This window comes from Brenneria sp. g21c3 (assembly GCF_040240345.1).
Classification (GTDB): Bacteria; Pseudomonadota; Gammaproteobacteria; order Enterobacterales; family Enterobacteriaceae; genus Brenneria.
The window spans coordinates 11,937-25,640 of the sequence record NZ_JBEIAB010000032.1 but is presented as its reverse complement, the minus strand read 5'-3'; the positions used below and the strand labels follow the sequence as shown (position 1 = coordinate 25,640).

Genomic DNA, 13,704 nt, shown 5'->3' with positions numbered 1-13,704 from the left:
ACACTCCGTTCTTCAAAGGCTACCGTCCTCAGTTCTACTTCCGTACCACTGACGTGACCGGTACCATCGAACTGCCGGAAGGCGTGGAAATGGTAATGCCAGGCGACAACATCAAGATGGTTGTTAACCTGATTGCGCCGATCGCAATGGATGACGGTCTGCGTTTCGCTATCCGTGAAGGCGGTCGTACCGTTGGCGCGGGCGTTGTTGCTAAAGTTATCGCTTAATCGCTGATAAACTAAAAGCATGAAAAAGGCACTTCGGTGCCTTTTTTTACGCCTGTAGTCATTAATGTGAATTGAAATAAAAATAATTCCTATTTACAATGTGAGAATTGATTGAAAAATCGCTGGGAGCGGTTTTAAGCACCGCCTGCGGCGGCCATGAGCGTTATCGGCCGGCCGGCCGGCATAAAATGAGTTGCTTTGGTATGTATGTTTGTTTATGTAACGCCGTTTCTGATAAAGCGATCCGCAAAGCCGTTCGCCAATATCAGCCCCAGTCTATGCAGCAACTGCGTAAGTTGATTCCGATTGGCACGGACTGCGGCAAGTGTATTCGTCAGGCGAGGGATATCTTTGAAGATGAACGAGTGCAACTGACTGATATATATGATGTAGCATAAAATGTAAGGTCTTTTTTTGACTCTCTGTTTACCGGTTCTACACTTTAAGAACTGGAACGGAGGAGCGTGTCATGAAAGGCGATAAAAAAGTCATTACCTATCTGAACAAGTTATTGGGGAATGAGTTGGTCGCGATCAACCAATATTTCCTGCATGCCCGGATGTTTAAAAACTGGGGTTTAACCCGTCTCAACGATCACGAGTATCATGAGTCGATTGACGAAATGAAACACGCCGATCGCTACATTGAACGAATCCTGTTTCTCGAAGGTATTCCCAATCTGCAAGATTTAGGCAAGCTGAATATCGGCGAGGATGTTGAAGAGATCTTGCGTTCCGACCTGCAACTTGAACTGGACGGCGCCCGGGATTTACGCGAAGCCATCGCCTACGCGGATTCCGTGCAGGATTATGTCAGCAGGGACCTATTGATAGACATTCTGGCTGATGAAGAAGGGCATATTGATTGGCTGGAGACCGAGCTGGATCTGGTCGCCCGTATTGGCATACAAAATTACCTGCAAAGTCAGCTTAGGGAAGAGCAATAAGCGCTACTTTGATGTATTCGTTGCGTAGCGGCCGCAAGCACCACGTTCCGGCCGCCATATTAAATCATTTCATCCTATTTGTTGCTTCCTGCGTCAATTTGCGTATAATGCGCGAGCTCGTCAAAACTAAGGCGAGTCTGATTTTTACTCAATCAGAGGGCTAGTTTAGTCATTAGCCAAAACAATACTCCCGATATGGGGGTTATGTACTGACGATTACACTCCCCCATCAATCGAAATGGGTGTGAGGAGTAATTATTTACGTTTATAAATAATTGGAGCTCTGGTCTCATGCAGAACCAAAGAATCCGTATCCGCCTGAAAGCGTTTGATCATCGTCTGATCGATCAATCAACTGCGGAAATCGTCGAGACTGCCAAGCGCACTGGTGCGCAAGTCCGTGGTCCGATCCCGCTGCCGACCCGCAAAGAGCGCTTTACCGTTCTGATCTCTCCGCACGTCAATAAAGATGCGCGCGATCAGTACGAGATTCGCACTCACAAGCGTCTGGTTGACATCGTTGAGCCAACCGAGAAAACCGTTGATGCTCTGATGCGTCTGGATCTGGCTGCCGGTGTAGACGTGCAGATCAGCCTGGGTTAATCAGGTCATTGAGCGATTGAGAGGTTGAAACAATGATTGGTTTAGTCGGTAAAAAAGTGGGCATGACCCGTATCTTCACTGAAGATGGTGTTTCTATCCCTGTAACCGTTATCGAAATTGAAGCAAACCGCGTAACTCAGGTTAAAGACCTGGCTGACGACGGTTACCGCGCTGTACAGGTAACTACCGGTGCTAAAAAAGCAAACCGCGTTACCAAACCAGAAGCGGGCCACTTTGCTAAAGCTGGCGTAGAAGCTGGCCGTGTTCTGCGTGAATTCCGTCTTTCCGAAGGCGAAGAGTTCACCGTAGGTCAAAGCATTAGCGTTGAAATTTTCGCAGACGTTAAAAAAGTTGACGTTACTGGTACATCCAAAGGTAAAGGTTTTGCCGGCACGGTTAAGCGCTGGAACTTCCGCACTCAGGATGCTACCCACGGCAACTCCTTGTCTCACCGCGTTCCGGGTTCTATCGGTCAGAACCAGACTCCGGGCAAAGTGTTCAAAGGCAAGAAAATGGCAGGCCAACTGGGTAACGAACGTGTAACCGTTCAGAGCCTGGACGTAGTGCGTGTTGACGCTGAGCGCAACCTGCTGCTGGTTAAGGGTGCTGTTCCGGGTGCAACCGGCGGCGACCTGATCGTTAAACCAGCTGTGAAGGCGTGAGGAGATAGCAATGGAATTAGTATTGAAAGACGCGCAAAGCGCGCTGACTGTTTCCGAAACTACCTTCGGTCGTGATTTCAACGAAGCGCTGGTACACCAGGTTGTTGTTGCTTATGCAGCAGGTGCCCGTCAAGGTACTCGCGCTCAGAAGACCCGTGCTGAAGTAACTGGTTCCGGTAAAAAACCGTGGCGTCAGAAAGGTACAGGCCGTGCGCGTTCAGGTTCTATCAAGAGCCCGATCTGGCGTTCCGGTGGTGTGACCTTCGCTGCCAAGCCTCAGGATCACAGTCAGAAAGTTAACAAAAAGATGTACCGCGGCGCGCTGAAAAGCATTCTGTCCGAACTGGTACGTCAAGATCGTCTGATCGTTGTCGAAAAGTTCTCTGTTGAAGCGCCGAAAACCAAGCTGCTGGCACAGAAACTGAAAGACATGGCGCTGGAAGACGTACTGATCATCACCAGCGAACTGGATGAAAATCTGTTCCTGGCCGCGCGCAACCTGTACAAGGTTGATGTGCGTGATGTCGCCGGTATCGATCCAGTTAGCTTGATCGCCTTCGACAAAGTCGTCATGACTGCTGAAGCTGTTAAGCAAGTTGAGGAGATGCTCGCATGATCCGTGAAGAACGTCTGCTGAAAGTTTTGCGCGCGCCGCACGTTTCTGAAAAAGCGTCTACAGCGATGGAAAAGAACAACACCATCGTGCTCAAAGTTGCTAAAGACGCGACCAAAGCAGAAATCAAAGCTGCTGTGCAGAAACTGTTTGAAGTCGAAGTCAATGATGTTCGCACCCTGGTAGTTAAAGGAAAAGTGAAACGTCATGGACAGCGTATCGGTCGTCGTAGCGACTGGAAAAAAGCTTACGTCACCCTGAAAGAAGGCCAGAATCTGGACTTCATCGGCGGCGCAGAGTAAGTCGGAGGAGTAAAGAACAATGGCAATTGTTAAATGTAAACCGACATCTCCGGGTCGTCGCCACGTTGTTAAAGTGGTTAACCCTGAGCTGCACAAGGGCAAACCTTATGCCCCGTTGCTGGAAAAGAACAGCAAATCCGGTGGCCGTAACAACAATGGCCGCATCACTACCCGTCACATCGGTGGTGGTCACAAACAGCAATATCGTCTGGTTGATTTCAAACGCAACAAAGATGGTATTCCTGCTGTTGTTGAGCGTCTGGAGTATGATCCGAACCGTTCCGCGAACATCGCGCTGGTTCTGTACAAAGACGGCGAACGCCGTTACATCCTGGCGCCGAAAGGCCTGAAAGCTGGCGACCAGATTCAATCTGGCGTTGATGCTGCAATCAAACCCGGTAACACCCTGCCGATGCGTAACATCCCGGTCGGTTCAACGGTTCATAACGTAGAATTGAAACCAGGCAAAGGCGGCCAGCTGGCTCGCTCTGCCGGTGCTTACGTTCAGATCGTTGCGCGTGACGGTTCTTACGTGACCCTGCGTCTGCGTTCCGGCGAAATGCGCAAAGTCGAGTCCGACTGCCGCGCAACGCTGGGCGAAGTAGGCAATGCGGAGCACATGCTGCGCGTTCTGGGTAAAGCAGGTGCTGCTCGCTGGCGTGGTGTTCGTCCTACCGTTCGCGGTACGGCGATGAACCCGGTAGACCACCCGCACGGTGGTGGTGAAGGTCGTAACTTTGGTAAGCACCCGGTATCCCCGTGGGGCGTACAGACCAAAGGTAAGAAGACCCGCAGCAACAAGCGTACTGATAAGTTTATCGTACGTCGCCGTACTAAATAATTTTAGAGGATAAACCATGCCACGTTCTCTCAAGAAAGGTCCATTTATTGACCTGCACTTGCTGAAGAAGGTAGAGAAAGCGGTGGAAAGCGGTGACAAGAAGCCTTTGCGCACTTGGTCCCGTCGTTCAACGATCTTTCCAAACATGATCGGTTTGACCATCGCTGTCCATAATGGTCGTCAGCACGTTCCGGTGTTTGTTTCCGATGAAATGGTCGGTCACAAACTGGGTGAATTCGCGCCGACTCGTACTTATCGCGGCCATGCGGCCGATAAAAAGGCTAAAAAGCGCTAAGGTAGGAGGAAGAGATGGAAACTATCGCTAAACATCGTCACGCTCGTTCTTCTGCTCAAAAGGTTCGCCTGGTGGCTGACCTGATTCGCGGTAAGAAAGTGTCGCAAGCTCTGGATATTCTGACCTACACCAACAAGAAAGCTGCTGGTCTGGTTAAAAAAGTGCTGGAGTCTGCCATTGCTAACGCAGAGCACAACGATGGCGCTGACATTGATGATCTGAAAGTTGCGAAAATCTTCGTAGACGAAGGCCCTAGCATGAAGCGCATTATGCCGCGTGCTAAAGGTCGTGCGGATCGCATCCTGAAGCGTACCAGCCACATCACTGTGGTTGTGTCCGATCGCTGAGACTCTGGAGACTAGCAATGGGTCAGAAAGTACATCCTAATGGTATTCGACTGGGTATTGTCAAACCTTGGAACTCTACCTGGTATGCGAATACCAAAGAATTCGCTGACAACCTGGACAGCGACTTTAAAGTTCGTAAATACCTGACGAAGGAACTGGAAAAAGCTTCCGTTTCTCGTATCGTTATCGAACGTCCGGCAAAAAGCATCCGTGTGACTATTCACACCGCTCGTCCGGGTATCGTTATCGGTAAAAAAGGTGAAGATGTTGAAAAACTGCGTAAAGTCGTAGCGGATATCGCCGGCGTACCTGCGCAAATCAACATCGCAGAAGTTCGTAAGCCTGAACTGGACGCAAAACTGGTTGCCGACAGCATCACTTCTCAGCTGGAACGTCGCGTGATGTTCCGTCGTGCTATGAAGCGTGCCGTACAGAACGCCATGCGTCTGGGCGCTAAAGGGATCAAAGTTGAAGTAAGCGGCCGTCTTGGCGGCGCTGAAATCGCGCGTACCGAATGGTACCGTGAAGGTCGCGTTCCGTTGCACACCCTGCGTGCGGATATCGACTACAACACTTCCGAAGCGCACACCACTTATGGTGTTATCGGTGTGAAAGTGTGGATCTTCAAAGGTGAGATCCTGGGTGGTATGGCTGCCGTTGAACAACCGGAAAAACCGGCTGCTCAACCTAAAAAGCAGCAGCGTAAAGGCCGCAAGTAAGGAGAGTCGCTGATGTTACAACCAAAGCGTACAAAATTCCGTAAGATGCACAAAGGCCGCAACCGTGGTCTGGCAGCAGGTACGGATGTTAGCTTCGGCACTTTCGGTCTGAAAGCTGTTGGCCGCGGTCGCCTGACTGCTCGTCAAATCGAAGCTGCACGTCGTGCCATGACCCGCGCCGTTAAGCGTCAAGGTAAGATCTGGATCCGTGTATTCCCGGACAAACCGATCACCGAAAAACCGCTTGAAGTGCGTATGGGTAAAGGTAAAGGTAACGTTGAGTATTGGGTTGCCTTGATTCAGCCAGGTAAAGTCCTGTACGAAATGGACGGTGTGCCGGAAGAGTTGGCCCGTGAGGCATTCCAACTGGCAGCAGCGAAACTGCCGATTAAAACCACCTTTGTAACTAAGACGGTGATGTAATGAAAGCACAAGAGCTGCGTGAAAAGAGCGTTGAAGAGCTGAACACCGAGCTGCTCGAACTGCTGCGCGAACAATTCAATTTGCGCATGCAGGCGGCAAGTGGCCAGCTGCAACAAACTCACCTGTTGAAACAAGTGCGTCGTAATGTTGCACGTGTTAAGACTTTACTGACTGAGAAGGCGGGTGCGTAATGACCGATAAAATCCGTACTCTGCAAGGCCGTGTCGTTAGCGACAAAATGGAGAAATCCATCGTCGTCGCCATCGAACGTTTCGTGAAACACCCGCTTTACGGTAAGTTCATTAAACGTACGACTAAGCTGCACGTACATGACGAGAACAATGAATGCGGTACCGGCGACGTGGTTGAAATCCGCGAATGCCGTCCGCTGTCCAAAACCAAGTCTTGGACGCTTGTTCGCGTTGTAGAGAAAGCGATTCTGTAATACAGTAACGCTCTTCTCGATATGATAAACGGCTCAGTAATTGAGCCGTTTATTTTTTCTACCCATATTCAGGAAGCGGTGTTATAATGCTGCGCCCTTAATTATGGGGCATTTTAATGGCCTATCATGGGTCCTAAAGTAGTAGTTGACATTAGCGGAGCACTAAAATGATCCAAGAACAGACTATGCTGAATGTGGCCGATAACTCCGGTGCACGTCGCGTAATGTGTATCAAGGTTCTAGGTGGCTCGCACCGTCGCTACGCAGGCGTCGGCGACATCATCAAAATTACCATCAAGGAAGCAATTCCTCGCGGTAAGGTGAAGAAAGGCGATGTGCTGAAGGCGGTAGTGGTGCGCACCAAGAAGGGTGTTCGTCGCCCGGACGGTTCTGTCATTCGCTTCGATGGTAATGCTTGCGTTATTCTGAACAATAACAGCGAACAGCCCATCGGCACGCGTATTTTTGGGCCGGTAACTCGTGAACTGCGTAATGAGAAGTTCATGAAAATTATCTCTCTGGCACCAGAAGTACTCTAAGGAGCGAATCATGGCAGCGAAAATCCGTCGTGATGACGAAGTTATCGTGCTAACCGGCAAAGATAAAGGTAAGCGCGGTAAAGTAAAAAATGTCCTGTCTGCTAGTAAGGTCATTGTTGAAGGTATCAACCTGGTTAAAAAACATCAGAAGCCGGTTCCGGCCCTGAACCAACCGGGCGGCATCGTTGAAAAAGAAGCTGCAATTCAGGTTTCCAACGTTGCAATCTTCAATACGGCAACTGGTAAGGCTGACCGTGTAGGCTTTAGATTCGAAGACGGCAAAAAAGTCCGTTTCTTTAAATCTAATAGCGAAACTATCAAGTAATTTGGAGTAGTACGATGGCGAAACTGCATGATTACTACAAAGACGAAGTAGTTAAAAAACTGGTTGAACAGTTTAACTACAATTCTGTCATGCAAGTCCCTCGGGTCGAGAAGATCACCCTGAACATGGGTGTTGGTGAAGCGATCGCTGACAAGAAACTGCTGGATAACGCAGCAGCTGATCTGGCAGCAATCTCCGGTCAAAAACCGTTGATCACCAAAGCACGCAAATCTGTTGCAGGCTTCAAAATCCGCCAGGGCTATCCGATCGGCTGTAAAGTAACTCTGCGTGGCGAACGCATGTGGGAGTTCCTTGAGCGACTGATTTCCATTGCTGTACCGCGTATCCGTGACTTCCGTGGCCTGTCCGCCAAGTCATTCGACGGTCGTGGTAACTACAGCATGGGTGTGCGTGAGCAGATCATCTTCCCGGAAATCGACTATGACAAGGTCGATCGCGTTCGTGGTTTGGATATTACCATTACCACTACTGCGAAATCCGATGATGAAGGCCGTGCGCTGTTGGCCGCCTTTAACTTCCCATTCCGCAAGTAAGGTAGGGTTACTAATGGCTAAGCAATCCATGAAAGCACGCGAAGTCGTTCGCGTGAAACTGGCTGATAAATACCGCGCTAAACGCGAGGAATTGAAAGCTATTATCTCTGGTGTGAACTCTTCCGACGAAGAACGTTGGGATGCAGTTCTTAAGCTGCAGACTCTGCCGCGTGATTCCAGCCCGTCTCGTCAGCGTAACCGCTGCCGTCAAACTGGTCGTCCGCATGCTTTCCTGCGGAAGTTCGGGTTGAGCCGTATCAAGGTCCGTGAAGCCGCTATGCGCGGTGAAATTCCGGGTCTGAAAAAGGCTAGCTGGTAATTGTCACCAATTGAATCACGGGAGTAAAGACAGATGAGCATGCAAGATCCGATCGCGGATATGCTGACCCGTATCCGTAACGGTCAAGCCGCGAACAAAGTTGCGGTCACCATGCCTTCCTCCAAGCTGAAAGTGGCAATCGCCAACGTGCTGAAGGAAGAAGGTTACATTGAAGATTTTAAAATCGAAGGCGACGCCAAGCCGGTTCTGGAATTAGAACTTAAATATTTCCAGGGCAAGGCAGTGGTAGAAAGCATTCAGCGAGTAAGCCGTCCAGGTCTGCGCATCTATAAAAGAAAAGATGAGCTGCCGAAAGTTATGGCCGGTTTGGGTATCGCGGTTGTTTCTACCTCTAAAGGTGTTATGACTGATCGTGCAGCTCGCCAGGCTGGTCTTGGTGGCGAGATTATCTGCTACGTAGCTTAATCGGGAGGAAAGAATGTCTCGTGTTGCAAAAGCACCCGTCGTCATTCCTGCCGGCGTAGAGGTAAAACTCAACGGTCAGGTTATTTCGATTAAGGGTAAAAACGGCGAGCTGAGTCGTAAGATCCATGATGCTGTTGAAGTTAAACAAGCTGACAACGCTCTGACTTTCGCTCCGCGCGAAGGTTTTGTTGACGGATGGGCCCAAGCGGGTACCACTCGTGCTCTGTTGAACTCAATGGTTATCGGTGTTACCGAAGGCTTCACCAAGAAGCTGCAGCTGGTCGGTGTTGGTTATCGTGCTGCCGTAAAAGGCAACGTAGTGAACCTGTCTCTTGGGTTCTCTCACCCGGTTGACCACGCGCTGCCGGCAGGTATTACTGCAGAATGCCCGACCCAGACTGAAATCGTGCTGAAAGGCGCTGATAAGCAGGTTATCGGTCAGGTTGCCGCGGAAATACGCGCCTACCGTCGTCCTGAGCCTTACAAAGGCAAGGGTGTCCGTTACGCCGACGAAGTCGTGCGTACCAAAGAGGCTAAGAAGAAGTAAGGTAACACTATGGATAAGAAAGCAGCTCGTATCCGTCGTGCGACCCGCGCACGCCGCAAACTCCAGGAACTGGGTGCGACGCGTCTGGTGGTACATCGTACCCCGCGCCATATTTATGCGCAGGTCATCGCACCGAACGGTTCTGAAGTCCTGGTAGCCGCTTCTACTGTAGAAAAAGCTATCGCTGAACAACTGAAGTATACCGGTAATAAAGATGCAGCTATCGCAGTAGGTAAAGCTATTGCTGAACGCGCATTGGAAAAAGGGATTAAAGACGTATCCTTTGACCGTTCCGGTTTCCAATATCATGGTCGAGTCCAGGCACTGGCAGATGCTGCCCGTGAAGCTGGCCTTCAGTTCTAAGGTAGAGGTGTAAGATGGCTCACATCGAGAAACAAGCTGGCGAACTGCAGGAAAAGCTGATCGCGGTAAATCGCGTATCTAAAACCGTTAAAGGTGGCCGTATTTTCAGCTTCACCGCACTGACTGTAGTGGGTGATGGCAACGGTCGCGTTGGTTTTGGCTACGGTAAAGCACGCGAAGTTCCGGCAGCGATCCAGAAAGCGATGGAAAAAGCCCGTCGCAATATGATGAATGTCGCGCTGAACAACGGCACCCTGCAGCACCCGGTTAAAGGTGCTCACACGGGTTCTCGTGTGTTCATGCAGCCGGCTTCCGAAGGTACCGGTATTATTGCCGGCGGTGCAATGCGCGCCGTTTTGGAAGTCGCAGGGGTACACAACGTATTGGCTAAAGCCTATGGTTCCACTAACCCGATTAACGTGGTTCGTGCAACGATTGATGGCCTGGCCAACATGAAGTCCCCGGAAATGGTCGCTGCCAAGCGTGGTAAATCCGTTGAAGAAATTCTGGGGTAATTAACCATGGCAAAGACTATTAAAATAACTCAAACCCGTAGTGCAATCGGTCGTCTGCCGAAACATAAGGCAACGCTGCTTGGCCTGGGTCTGCGTCGTATTGGTCATACTGTTGAACGCGAGGATACTCCTGCGGTGCGCGGTATGGTCAACGCGGTTTCCTATATGGTTAAAGTGGAGGAGTAACAGATGCGTTTGAATACTCTGTCTCCGGCCGAAGGCGCCAAACATGCTGCGAAGCGTGTAGGTCGTGGTATCGGTTCCGGCCTGGGTAAAACCGGCGGACGTGGTGTCAAAGGTCAGAACTCGCGTTCTGGCGGCGGCGTGCGTCGCGGTTTCGAAGGCGGTCAGATGCCTTTATACCGTCGCCTGCCGAAATTCGGTTTTACTTCTCGCAAAGCAATGGTTACGGCAGAGATTCGTCTGTCTGACCTGGCTAAAGTGGAAGGCGACACCGTTGACCTGAATACGCTGAAAGCCGCTAATGTTATTGGCGTTCAGATCGAATTTGCGAAAGTGATTCTGTCTGGTGAAGTTGCTCGTCCGGTAACGATTCGTGGTCTGCGTGTCACTAAAGGTGCTCGTGCTGCTATCGAAGCTGCTGGCGGTAAAATTGAGGAATAAGTAGCAGATGGCCAAACAACCAGGATTAGATTTTCAAAGTGCTAAAGGCGGAGTTGGTGAACTGAAGCGCAGACTTTTGTTTGTTATCGGTGCGCTGATTGTTTTCCGTATTGGCTCTTTTATTCCGATTCCTGGTATTGATGCCACTGTGCTTGCCAAATTGCTTGAGCAACAGCGAGGCACCATCATTGAAATGTTTAACATGTTCTCTGGTGGTGCACTCAGCCGTGCTTCTATCTTTGCCCTGGGTATCATGCCGTACATTTCGGCATCGATTATTATCCAGTTGTTGACGGTGGTTCATCCGGCGTTGGCGGAAATAAAGAAAGAAGGGGAGGCTGGCCGTCGCAAGATTAGTCAGTATACCCGCTACGGTACTCTGGTATTGGCCATATTCCAGTCGATCGGTATTGCTACCGGTCTGCCGAATATGCCTGGGATGCAGGGCCTGGTGTTAAACCCGGGCTTTGCCTTCTACTTTACCGCTGTTGTGAGTCTGGTCACCGGGACGATGTTCCTGATGTGGCTGGGTGAACAGATTACGGAACGAGGTATCGGCAACGGTATTTCGATTATAATCTTCGCTGGTATTGTTGCGGGATTGCCGCCGGCCATTGGCCATACCATCGAGCAAGCGCGGCAAGGCGACCTGCACTTCCTCCTGTTGCTGTTGGTTGCAGTTTTAGTGTTTGCAGTAACCTTCTTCGTTGTTTTCATTGAGCGTGGTCAGCGTCGTATCGTCGTTAACTATGCCAAGCGTCAACAAGGTCGTCGCGTTTATGCAGCACAGAGTACGCATTTGCCGTTGAAAGTGAATATGGCGGGGGTTATCCCGGCTATCTTCGCTTCCAGCATTATTCTGTTCCCGGCTACGATTGCATCCTGGTTCGGGGGTGGTACCGGTTGGAACTGGCTGACTACAATTTCGATGTATTTGCAGCCTGGACAACCGCTTTATGTGTTACTCTATGCGACTGCAATCATCTTCTTCTGTTTCTTCTACACTGCGTTGGTATTCAACCCTCGTGAAACAGCAGATAACCTGAAGAAGTCCGGTGCATTCGTGCCAGGAATTCGTCCGGGAGAGCAAACGGCGAAATATATCGATAAAGTAATGACCCGCCTTACCTTGGTAGGGGCGATGTATATTACTTTCATCTGCCTGATCCCGGAGTTCATGCGTGATGCAATGAAAGTGCCTTTCTATTTTGGCGGCACGTCATTATTGATCGTTGTTGTGGTCATCATGGACTTTATGGCTCAAGTGCAAACTCTGATGATGTCGAGTCAGTATGAGTCTGCATTGAAGAAAGCAAACCTGAAAGGCTATAACCGTTAATCGGGTGAGCTTGAGAAGTTACGGAGAGTAAAAATGAAAGTTCGTGCTTCCGTCAAGAAATTATGTCGTAACTGCAAAATCGTTAAGCGTAACGGTGTCGTTCGCGTGATCTGCAGTGCCGAACCGAAGCATAAACAGCGTCAAGGCTGATTATCTCGCATATTTTTCTTGCAAAGTTGGGTTGAGCTGGCTAGATTAGCCAGCCAATCTTTTGTCTGTAACTGCAATACTATTTGAGTATCCTGAAAACGGGCTTTTCAGAATGGTATTGCTGTATAAAATTGTAGGAGTGCATAGTGGCCCGTATAGCAGGCATTAACATTCCTGATCATAAACATACCGTTATCGCGTTAACGTCGATCTATGGTATCGGCAAGACTCGTTCGCAGGCTATTTGCGCTGCTTCGGGAATCGCCGAAAATGTTAAGATCAGTGAGCTGTCTGAAGAGCAAATCGATAAGCTGCGTGACGAAGTTGCCAAGTTTGTTGTCGAAGGCGATCTGCGTCGTGAAGTTACCCTGAGCATCAAACGTCTTATGGACCTTGGTACTTATCGTGGTTTGCGTCATCGTCGTGGTCTGCCGGTTCGCGGTCAGCGTACCAAGACTAACGCCCGTACCCGTAAGGGTCCGCGCAAACCGATCAAGAAATAATCGGGGTGATTGAATAATGGCAAAGGCACCTATTCGTGCACGTAAGCGTGTAAGAAAGCAAGTCTCTGACGGTGTGGCTCATATCCATGCTTCTTTCAACAACACCATCGTGACTATTACCGATCGTCAGGGTAATGCGCTGGGTTGGGCAACTGCCGGTGGTTCCGGTTTCCGTGGTTCTCGTAAATCCACTCCGTTCGCCGCTCAGGTAGCAGCAGAGCGCTGTGCTGAAGCAGTGAAAGAGTACGGTATCAAGAACCTGGAAGTTATGGTTAAAGGACCTGGTCCGGGCCGTGAGTCAACTATCCGCGCATTGAACGCGGCTGGTTTCCGCATCACTAATATTACTGATGTGACTCCGATCCCTCATAACGGTTGTCGTCCGCCGAAAAAGCGTCGCGTATAACGCTGCTTTTAGGATTGTTGGAGAAAGAAAATGGCAAGATATTTGGGTCCTAAGCTCAAGCTGAGCCGTCGTGAAGGCACCGACCTGTTTCTGAAGTCTGGTGTTCGTGCGATCGATTCCAAGTGTAAGATTGAACAAGCTCCTGGTCAGCATGGTGCGCGTAAACCGCGTCTGTCTGACTATGGTGTACAGTTGCGTGAAAAGCAAAAAGTTCGCCGTATCTACGGTGTGCTGGAACGCCAGTTCCGTAACTATTATAAAGAAGCAGCGCGTCTGAAAGGCAACACGGGTGCAAACCTGTTACAACTGCTGGAAGGCCGTCTGGATAACGTTGTTTATCGTATGGGATTTGGCGCCACTCGTGCTGAAGCGCGTCAGTTGGTTAGCCACAAAGCTATCATGGTAAACGGTCGCGTTGTTAACATCGCTTCTTATCAGGTATCCCCGAATGACGTAGTCAGCATCCGTGAGAAAGCTAAAAAGCAATCTCGCGTTAAAGCCGCTCTGGAGCTGGCTGAACAGCGTGAAAAGCCAACTTGGCTGGAAGTTGATGCTGCCAAGATGGAAGGTGTGTTCAAACGTATTCCTGAACGTACCGATCTGTCTGCGGACATTAATGAACACCTGATCGTCGAGCTTTACTCCAAGTAAAGCTTAGTACCAAAGAGAGG

The 13,704-nt window shown here is 50.0% G+C and carries 29 protein-coding genes; all 29 read left to right on the top strand.

The genetic code is table 11. From position 1 onward, the window contains the following. Positions 1-227, top strand: a 227-nt coding sequence (locus ABRZ28_RS23750) for an EF-Tu C-terminal domain-related protein (RefSeq protein ID WP_502880481.1), incomplete at its 5' end; no start/stop codon positions are given. Between the two features lie 203 nt (positions 228-430). Further along, the gene (gene bfd, locus ABRZ28_RS23745) at positions 431-625 is read left to right on the top strand and encodes a bacterioferritin-associated ferredoxin (RefSeq protein ID WP_319606542.1); all 195 of its coding nucleotides are present in this window, start codon (positions 431-433) and stop codon (positions 623-625) included. Positions 626-696: 71 nt separating this feature from the next. Further along, complete coding sequence (gene bfr, locus ABRZ28_RS23740; protein ID WP_330521817.1) at positions 697-1,173, top strand: bacterioferritin; 477 nt, start codon at positions 697-699, stop codon at positions 1,171-1,173. A gap of 291 nt (positions 1,174-1,464) precedes the next feature. Continuing rightward, positions 1,465-1,776: a 30S ribosomal protein S10 gene (gene rpsJ / locus ABRZ28_RS23735; RefSeq protein ID WP_001181005.1), complete on the top strand. Its 312-nt coding sequence runs from the start codon at positions 1,465-1,467 to the stop codon at positions 1,774-1,776. Positions 1,777-1,808: 32 nt separating this feature from the next. Further along, positions 1,809-2,438: a 50S ribosomal protein L3 gene (gene rplC / locus ABRZ28_RS23730; protein ID WP_319606522.1), complete on the top strand. Its 630-nt coding sequence runs from the start codon at positions 1,809-1,811 to the stop codon at positions 2,436-2,438. A gap of 10 nt (positions 2,439-2,448) precedes the next feature. Next, positions 2,449-3,054, top strand: coding sequence for a 50S ribosomal protein L4 (rplD, locus tag ABRZ28_RS23725; RefSeq protein WP_208229548.1), 606 nt, complete (start codon positions 2,449-2,451; stop codon positions 3,052-3,054). Continuing rightward, entirely contained in the window at positions 3,051-3,353 is a 303-nt protein-coding gene (rplW, locus tag ABRZ28_RS23720; protein WP_009111205.1) for a 50S ribosomal protein L23, read from the top strand. The genes rplD and rplW overlap by 4 nt, the downstream gene beginning before the upstream one ends. Positions 3,354-3,372: 19 nt before the next feature. Beyond that, positions 3,373-4,194 (top strand): 50S ribosomal protein L2, encoded by an 822-nt coding sequence (gene rplB / locus ABRZ28_RS23715; protein WP_330521816.1) that lies wholly within the window; start codon positions 3,373-3,375, stop codon positions 4,192-4,194. Between the two features lie 16 nt (positions 4,195-4,210). Further along, the gene (gene rpsS, locus ABRZ28_RS23710; RefSeq protein ID WP_004929772.1) at positions 4,211-4,489 is read left to right on the top strand and encodes a 30S ribosomal protein S19; all 279 of its coding nucleotides are present in this window, start codon (positions 4,211-4,213) and stop codon (positions 4,487-4,489) included. Between the two features lie 14 nt (positions 4,490-4,503). Then, positions 4,504-4,836 (top strand): 50S ribosomal protein L22, encoded by a 333-nt coding sequence (gene rplV / locus ABRZ28_RS23705; RefSeq protein ID WP_012764045.1) that lies wholly within the window; start codon positions 4,504-4,506, stop codon positions 4,834-4,836. 17 nt (positions 4,837-4,853) lie between these two features. Then, positions 4,854-5,555 carry a 30S ribosomal protein S3 gene (rpsC, locus tag ABRZ28_RS23700; RefSeq protein WP_005970274.1) on the top strand — a complete coding sequence of 234 codons (702 nt, stop codon included), beginning with the start codon at positions 4,854-4,856 and terminating at the stop codon, positions 5,553-5,555. A 12-nt stretch (positions 5,556-5,567) separates the two neighbouring features. Further along, the gene (gene rplP / locus ABRZ28_RS23695) at positions 5,568-5,978 is read left to right on the top strand and encodes a 50S ribosomal protein L16 (protein WP_009111208.1); all 411 of its coding nucleotides are present in this window, start codon (positions 5,568-5,570) and stop codon (positions 5,976-5,978) included. After that, entirely contained in the window at positions 5,978-6,169 is a 192-nt protein-coding gene (gene rpmC, locus ABRZ28_RS23690; RefSeq protein WP_048637248.1) for a 50S ribosomal protein L29, read from the top strand. Before rplP ends, rpmC begins: the two co-directional genes overlap by 1 nt. After that, positions 6,169-6,423, top strand: a complete 255-nt coding sequence (gene rpsQ, locus ABRZ28_RS23685; RefSeq protein WP_009111210.1) for a 30S ribosomal protein S17 — start codon at positions 6,169-6,171, stop codon at positions 6,421-6,423. Before rpmC ends, rpsQ begins: the two co-directional genes overlap by 1 nt. Positions 6,424-6,590: 167 nt before the next feature. Beyond that, entirely contained in the window at positions 6,591-6,962 is a 372-nt protein-coding gene (gene rplN, locus ABRZ28_RS23680) for a 50S ribosomal protein L14 (RefSeq protein WP_000613954.1), read from the top strand. Between the two features lie 10 nt (positions 6,963-6,972). Further along, positions 6,973-7,287, top strand: a complete 315-nt coding sequence (gene rplX, locus ABRZ28_RS23675) for a 50S ribosomal protein L24 (RefSeq protein WP_319606524.1) — start codon at positions 6,973-6,975, stop codon at positions 7,285-7,287. 14 nt (positions 7,288-7,301) lie between these two features. Continuing rightward, positions 7,302-7,841 carry a 50S ribosomal protein L5 gene (gene rplE / locus ABRZ28_RS23670; RefSeq protein ID WP_319606525.1) on the top strand — a complete coding sequence of 180 codons (540 nt, stop codon included), beginning with the start codon at positions 7,302-7,304 and terminating at the stop codon, positions 7,839-7,841. Positions 7,842-7,854: 13 nt separating this feature from the next. Further along, positions 7,855-8,160, top strand: a complete 306-nt coding sequence (rpsN, locus tag ABRZ28_RS23665) for a 30S ribosomal protein S14 (protein WP_109491455.1) — start codon at positions 7,855-7,857, stop codon at positions 8,158-8,160. Between the two features lie 33 nt (positions 8,161-8,193). Continuing rightward, positions 8,194-8,586 carry a 30S ribosomal protein S8 gene (gene rpsH, locus ABRZ28_RS23660; protein WP_109491456.1) on the top strand — a complete coding sequence of 131 codons (393 nt, stop codon included), beginning with the start codon at positions 8,194-8,196 and terminating at the stop codon, positions 8,584-8,586. Positions 8,587-8,599: 13 nt separating this feature from the next. After that, positions 8,600-9,133 carry a 50S ribosomal protein L6 gene (gene rplF / locus ABRZ28_RS23655; protein WP_319606526.1) on the top strand — a complete coding sequence of 178 codons (534 nt, stop codon included), beginning with the start codon at positions 8,600-8,602 and terminating at the stop codon, positions 9,131-9,133. A gap of 9 nt (positions 9,134-9,142) precedes the next feature. Next, positions 9,143-9,496 carry a 50S ribosomal protein L18 gene (gene rplR / locus ABRZ28_RS23650; RefSeq protein ID WP_009111214.1) on the top strand — a complete coding sequence of 118 codons (354 nt, stop codon included), beginning with the start codon at positions 9,143-9,145 and terminating at the stop codon, positions 9,494-9,496. A gap of 14 nt (positions 9,497-9,510) precedes the next feature. Beyond that, the gene (gene rpsE, locus ABRZ28_RS23645; RefSeq protein WP_005970257.1) at positions 9,511-10,011 is read left to right on the top strand and encodes a 30S ribosomal protein S5; all 501 of its coding nucleotides are present in this window, start codon (positions 9,511-9,513) and stop codon (positions 10,009-10,011) included. 6 nt (positions 10,012-10,017) lie between these two features. Next, the gene (rpmD, locus tag ABRZ28_RS23640) at positions 10,018-10,197 is read left to right on the top strand and encodes a 50S ribosomal protein L30 (RefSeq protein WP_004846568.1); all 180 of its coding nucleotides are present in this window, start codon (positions 10,018-10,020) and stop codon (positions 10,195-10,197) included. A 3-nt stretch (positions 10,198-10,200) separates the two neighbouring features. Then, positions 10,201-10,635 (top strand): 50S ribosomal protein L15, encoded by a 435-nt coding sequence (rplO, locus tag ABRZ28_RS23635; RefSeq protein ID WP_319606527.1) that lies wholly within the window; start codon positions 10,201-10,203, stop codon positions 10,633-10,635. 7 nt (positions 10,636-10,642) lie between these two features. Then, positions 10,643-11,974, top strand: a complete 1,332-nt coding sequence (gene secY, locus ABRZ28_RS23630; RefSeq protein WP_048637254.1) for a preprotein translocase subunit SecY — start codon at positions 10,643-10,645, stop codon at positions 11,972-11,974. A 33-nt stretch (positions 11,975-12,007) separates the two neighbouring features. Continuing rightward, positions 12,008-12,124, top strand: a complete 117-nt coding sequence (gene rpmJ / locus ABRZ28_RS23625) for a 50S ribosomal protein L36 (protein ID WP_002227352.1) — start codon at positions 12,008-12,010, stop codon at positions 12,122-12,124. Positions 12,125-12,270: 146 nt separating this feature from the next. Beyond that, entirely contained in the window at positions 12,271-12,627 is a 357-nt protein-coding gene (gene rpsM / locus ABRZ28_RS23620) for a 30S ribosomal protein S13 (RefSeq protein ID WP_150437818.1), read from the top strand. Between the two features lie 16 nt (positions 12,628-12,643). Continuing rightward, on the top strand, positions 12,644-13,033 hold the full coding sequence (rpsK, locus tag ABRZ28_RS23615) for a 30S ribosomal protein S11 (RefSeq protein ID WP_002919257.1): 390 nt from the start codon (positions 12,644-12,646) through the stop codon (positions 13,031-13,033). Between the two features lie 30 nt (positions 13,034-13,063). Next, complete coding sequence (gene rpsD / locus ABRZ28_RS23610; RefSeq protein WP_319606528.1) at positions 13,064-13,684, top strand: 30S ribosomal protein S4; 621 nt, start codon at positions 13,064-13,066, stop codon at positions 13,682-13,684. The last annotated feature ends 20 nt before the right edge of the window (positions 13,685-13,704 follow it).

What these genes read in the sequence shown, in the direction of transcription:
- bfd (WP_319606542.1), top strand. Translation starts at nt 431, where the DNA reads ATGTATGTTTGTTTATGTAACGCCGTTTCTGATAAAGCGATCCGCAAA.
- bfr (WP_330521817.1), top strand. Translation starts at nt 697, where the DNA reads ATGAAAGGCGATAAAAAAGTCATTACCTATCTGAACAAGTTATTGGGG.
- rpsJ (WP_001181005.1), top strand. Translation starts at nt 1,465, where the DNA reads ATGCAGAACCAAAGAATCCGTATCCGCCTGAAAGCGTTTGATCATCGT.
- rplC (WP_319606522.1), top strand. Translation starts at nt 1,809, where the DNA reads ATGATTGGTTTAGTCGGTAAAAAAGTGGGCATGACCCGTATCTTCACT.
- rplD (WP_208229548.1), top strand. Translation starts at nt 2,449, where the DNA reads ATGGAATTAGTATTGAAAGACGCGCAAAGCGCGCTGACTGTTTCCGAA.
- rplW (WP_009111205.1), top strand. Translation starts at nt 3,051, where the DNA reads ATGATCCGTGAAGAACGTCTGCTGAAAGTTTTGCGCGCGCCGCACGTT.
- rplB (WP_330521816.1), top strand. Translation starts at nt 3,373, where the DNA reads ATGGCAATTGTTAAATGTAAACCGACATCTCCGGGTCGTCGCCACGTT.
- rpsS (WP_004929772.1), top strand. Translation starts at nt 4,211, where the DNA reads ATGCCACGTTCTCTCAAGAAAGGTCCATTTATTGACCTGCACTTGCTG.
- rplV (WP_012764045.1), top strand. Translation starts at nt 4,504, where the DNA reads ATGGAAACTATCGCTAAACATCGTCACGCTCGTTCTTCTGCTCAAAAG.
- rpsC (WP_005970274.1), top strand. Translation starts at nt 4,854, where the DNA reads ATGGGTCAGAAAGTACATCCTAATGGTATTCGACTGGGTATTGTCAAA.
- rplP (WP_009111208.1), top strand. Translation starts at nt 5,568, where the DNA reads ATGTTACAACCAAAGCGTACAAAATTCCGTAAGATGCACAAAGGCCGC.
- rpmC (WP_048637248.1), top strand. Translation starts at nt 5,978, where the DNA reads ATGAAAGCACAAGAGCTGCGTGAAAAGAGCGTTGAAGAGCTGAACACC.
- rpsQ (WP_009111210.1), top strand. Translation starts at nt 6,169, where the DNA reads ATGACCGATAAAATCCGTACTCTGCAAGGCCGTGTCGTTAGCGACAAA.
- rplN (WP_000613954.1), top strand. Translation starts at nt 6,591, where the DNA reads ATGATCCAAGAACAGACTATGCTGAATGTGGCCGATAACTCCGGTGCA.
- rplX (WP_319606524.1), top strand. Translation starts at nt 6,973, where the DNA reads ATGGCAGCGAAAATCCGTCGTGATGACGAAGTTATCGTGCTAACCGGC.
- rplE (WP_319606525.1), top strand. Translation starts at nt 7,302, where the DNA reads ATGGCGAAACTGCATGATTACTACAAAGACGAAGTAGTTAAAAAACTG.
- rpsN (WP_109491455.1), top strand. Translation starts at nt 7,855, where the DNA reads ATGGCTAAGCAATCCATGAAAGCACGCGAAGTCGTTCGCGTGAAACTG.
- rpsH (WP_109491456.1), top strand. Translation starts at nt 8,194, where the DNA reads ATGAGCATGCAAGATCCGATCGCGGATATGCTGACCCGTATCCGTAAC.
- rplF (WP_319606526.1), top strand. Translation starts at nt 8,600, where the DNA reads ATGTCTCGTGTTGCAAAAGCACCCGTCGTCATTCCTGCCGGCGTAGAG.
- rplR (WP_009111214.1), top strand. Translation starts at nt 9,143, where the DNA reads ATGGATAAGAAAGCAGCTCGTATCCGTCGTGCGACCCGCGCACGCCGC.
- rpsE (WP_005970257.1), top strand. Translation starts at nt 9,511, where the DNA reads ATGGCTCACATCGAGAAACAAGCTGGCGAACTGCAGGAAAAGCTGATC.
- rpmD (WP_004846568.1), top strand. Translation starts at nt 10,018, where the DNA reads ATGGCAAAGACTATTAAAATAACTCAAACCCGTAGTGCAATCGGTCGT.
- rplO (WP_319606527.1), top strand. Translation starts at nt 10,201, where the DNA reads ATGCGTTTGAATACTCTGTCTCCGGCCGAAGGCGCCAAACATGCTGCG.
- secY (WP_048637254.1), top strand. Translation starts at nt 10,643, where the DNA reads ATGGCCAAACAACCAGGATTAGATTTTCAAAGTGCTAAAGGCGGAGTT.
- rpmJ (WP_002227352.1), top strand. Translation starts at nt 12,008, where the DNA reads ATGAAAGTTCGTGCTTCCGTCAAGAAATTATGTCGTAACTGCAAAATC.
- rpsK (WP_002919257.1), top strand. Translation starts at nt 12,644, where the DNA reads ATGGCAAAGGCACCTATTCGTGCACGTAAGCGTGTAAGAAAGCAAGTC.
- rpsD (WP_319606528.1), top strand. Translation starts at nt 13,064, where the DNA reads ATGGCAAGATATTTGGGTCCTAAGCTCAAGCTGAGCCGTCGTGAAGGC.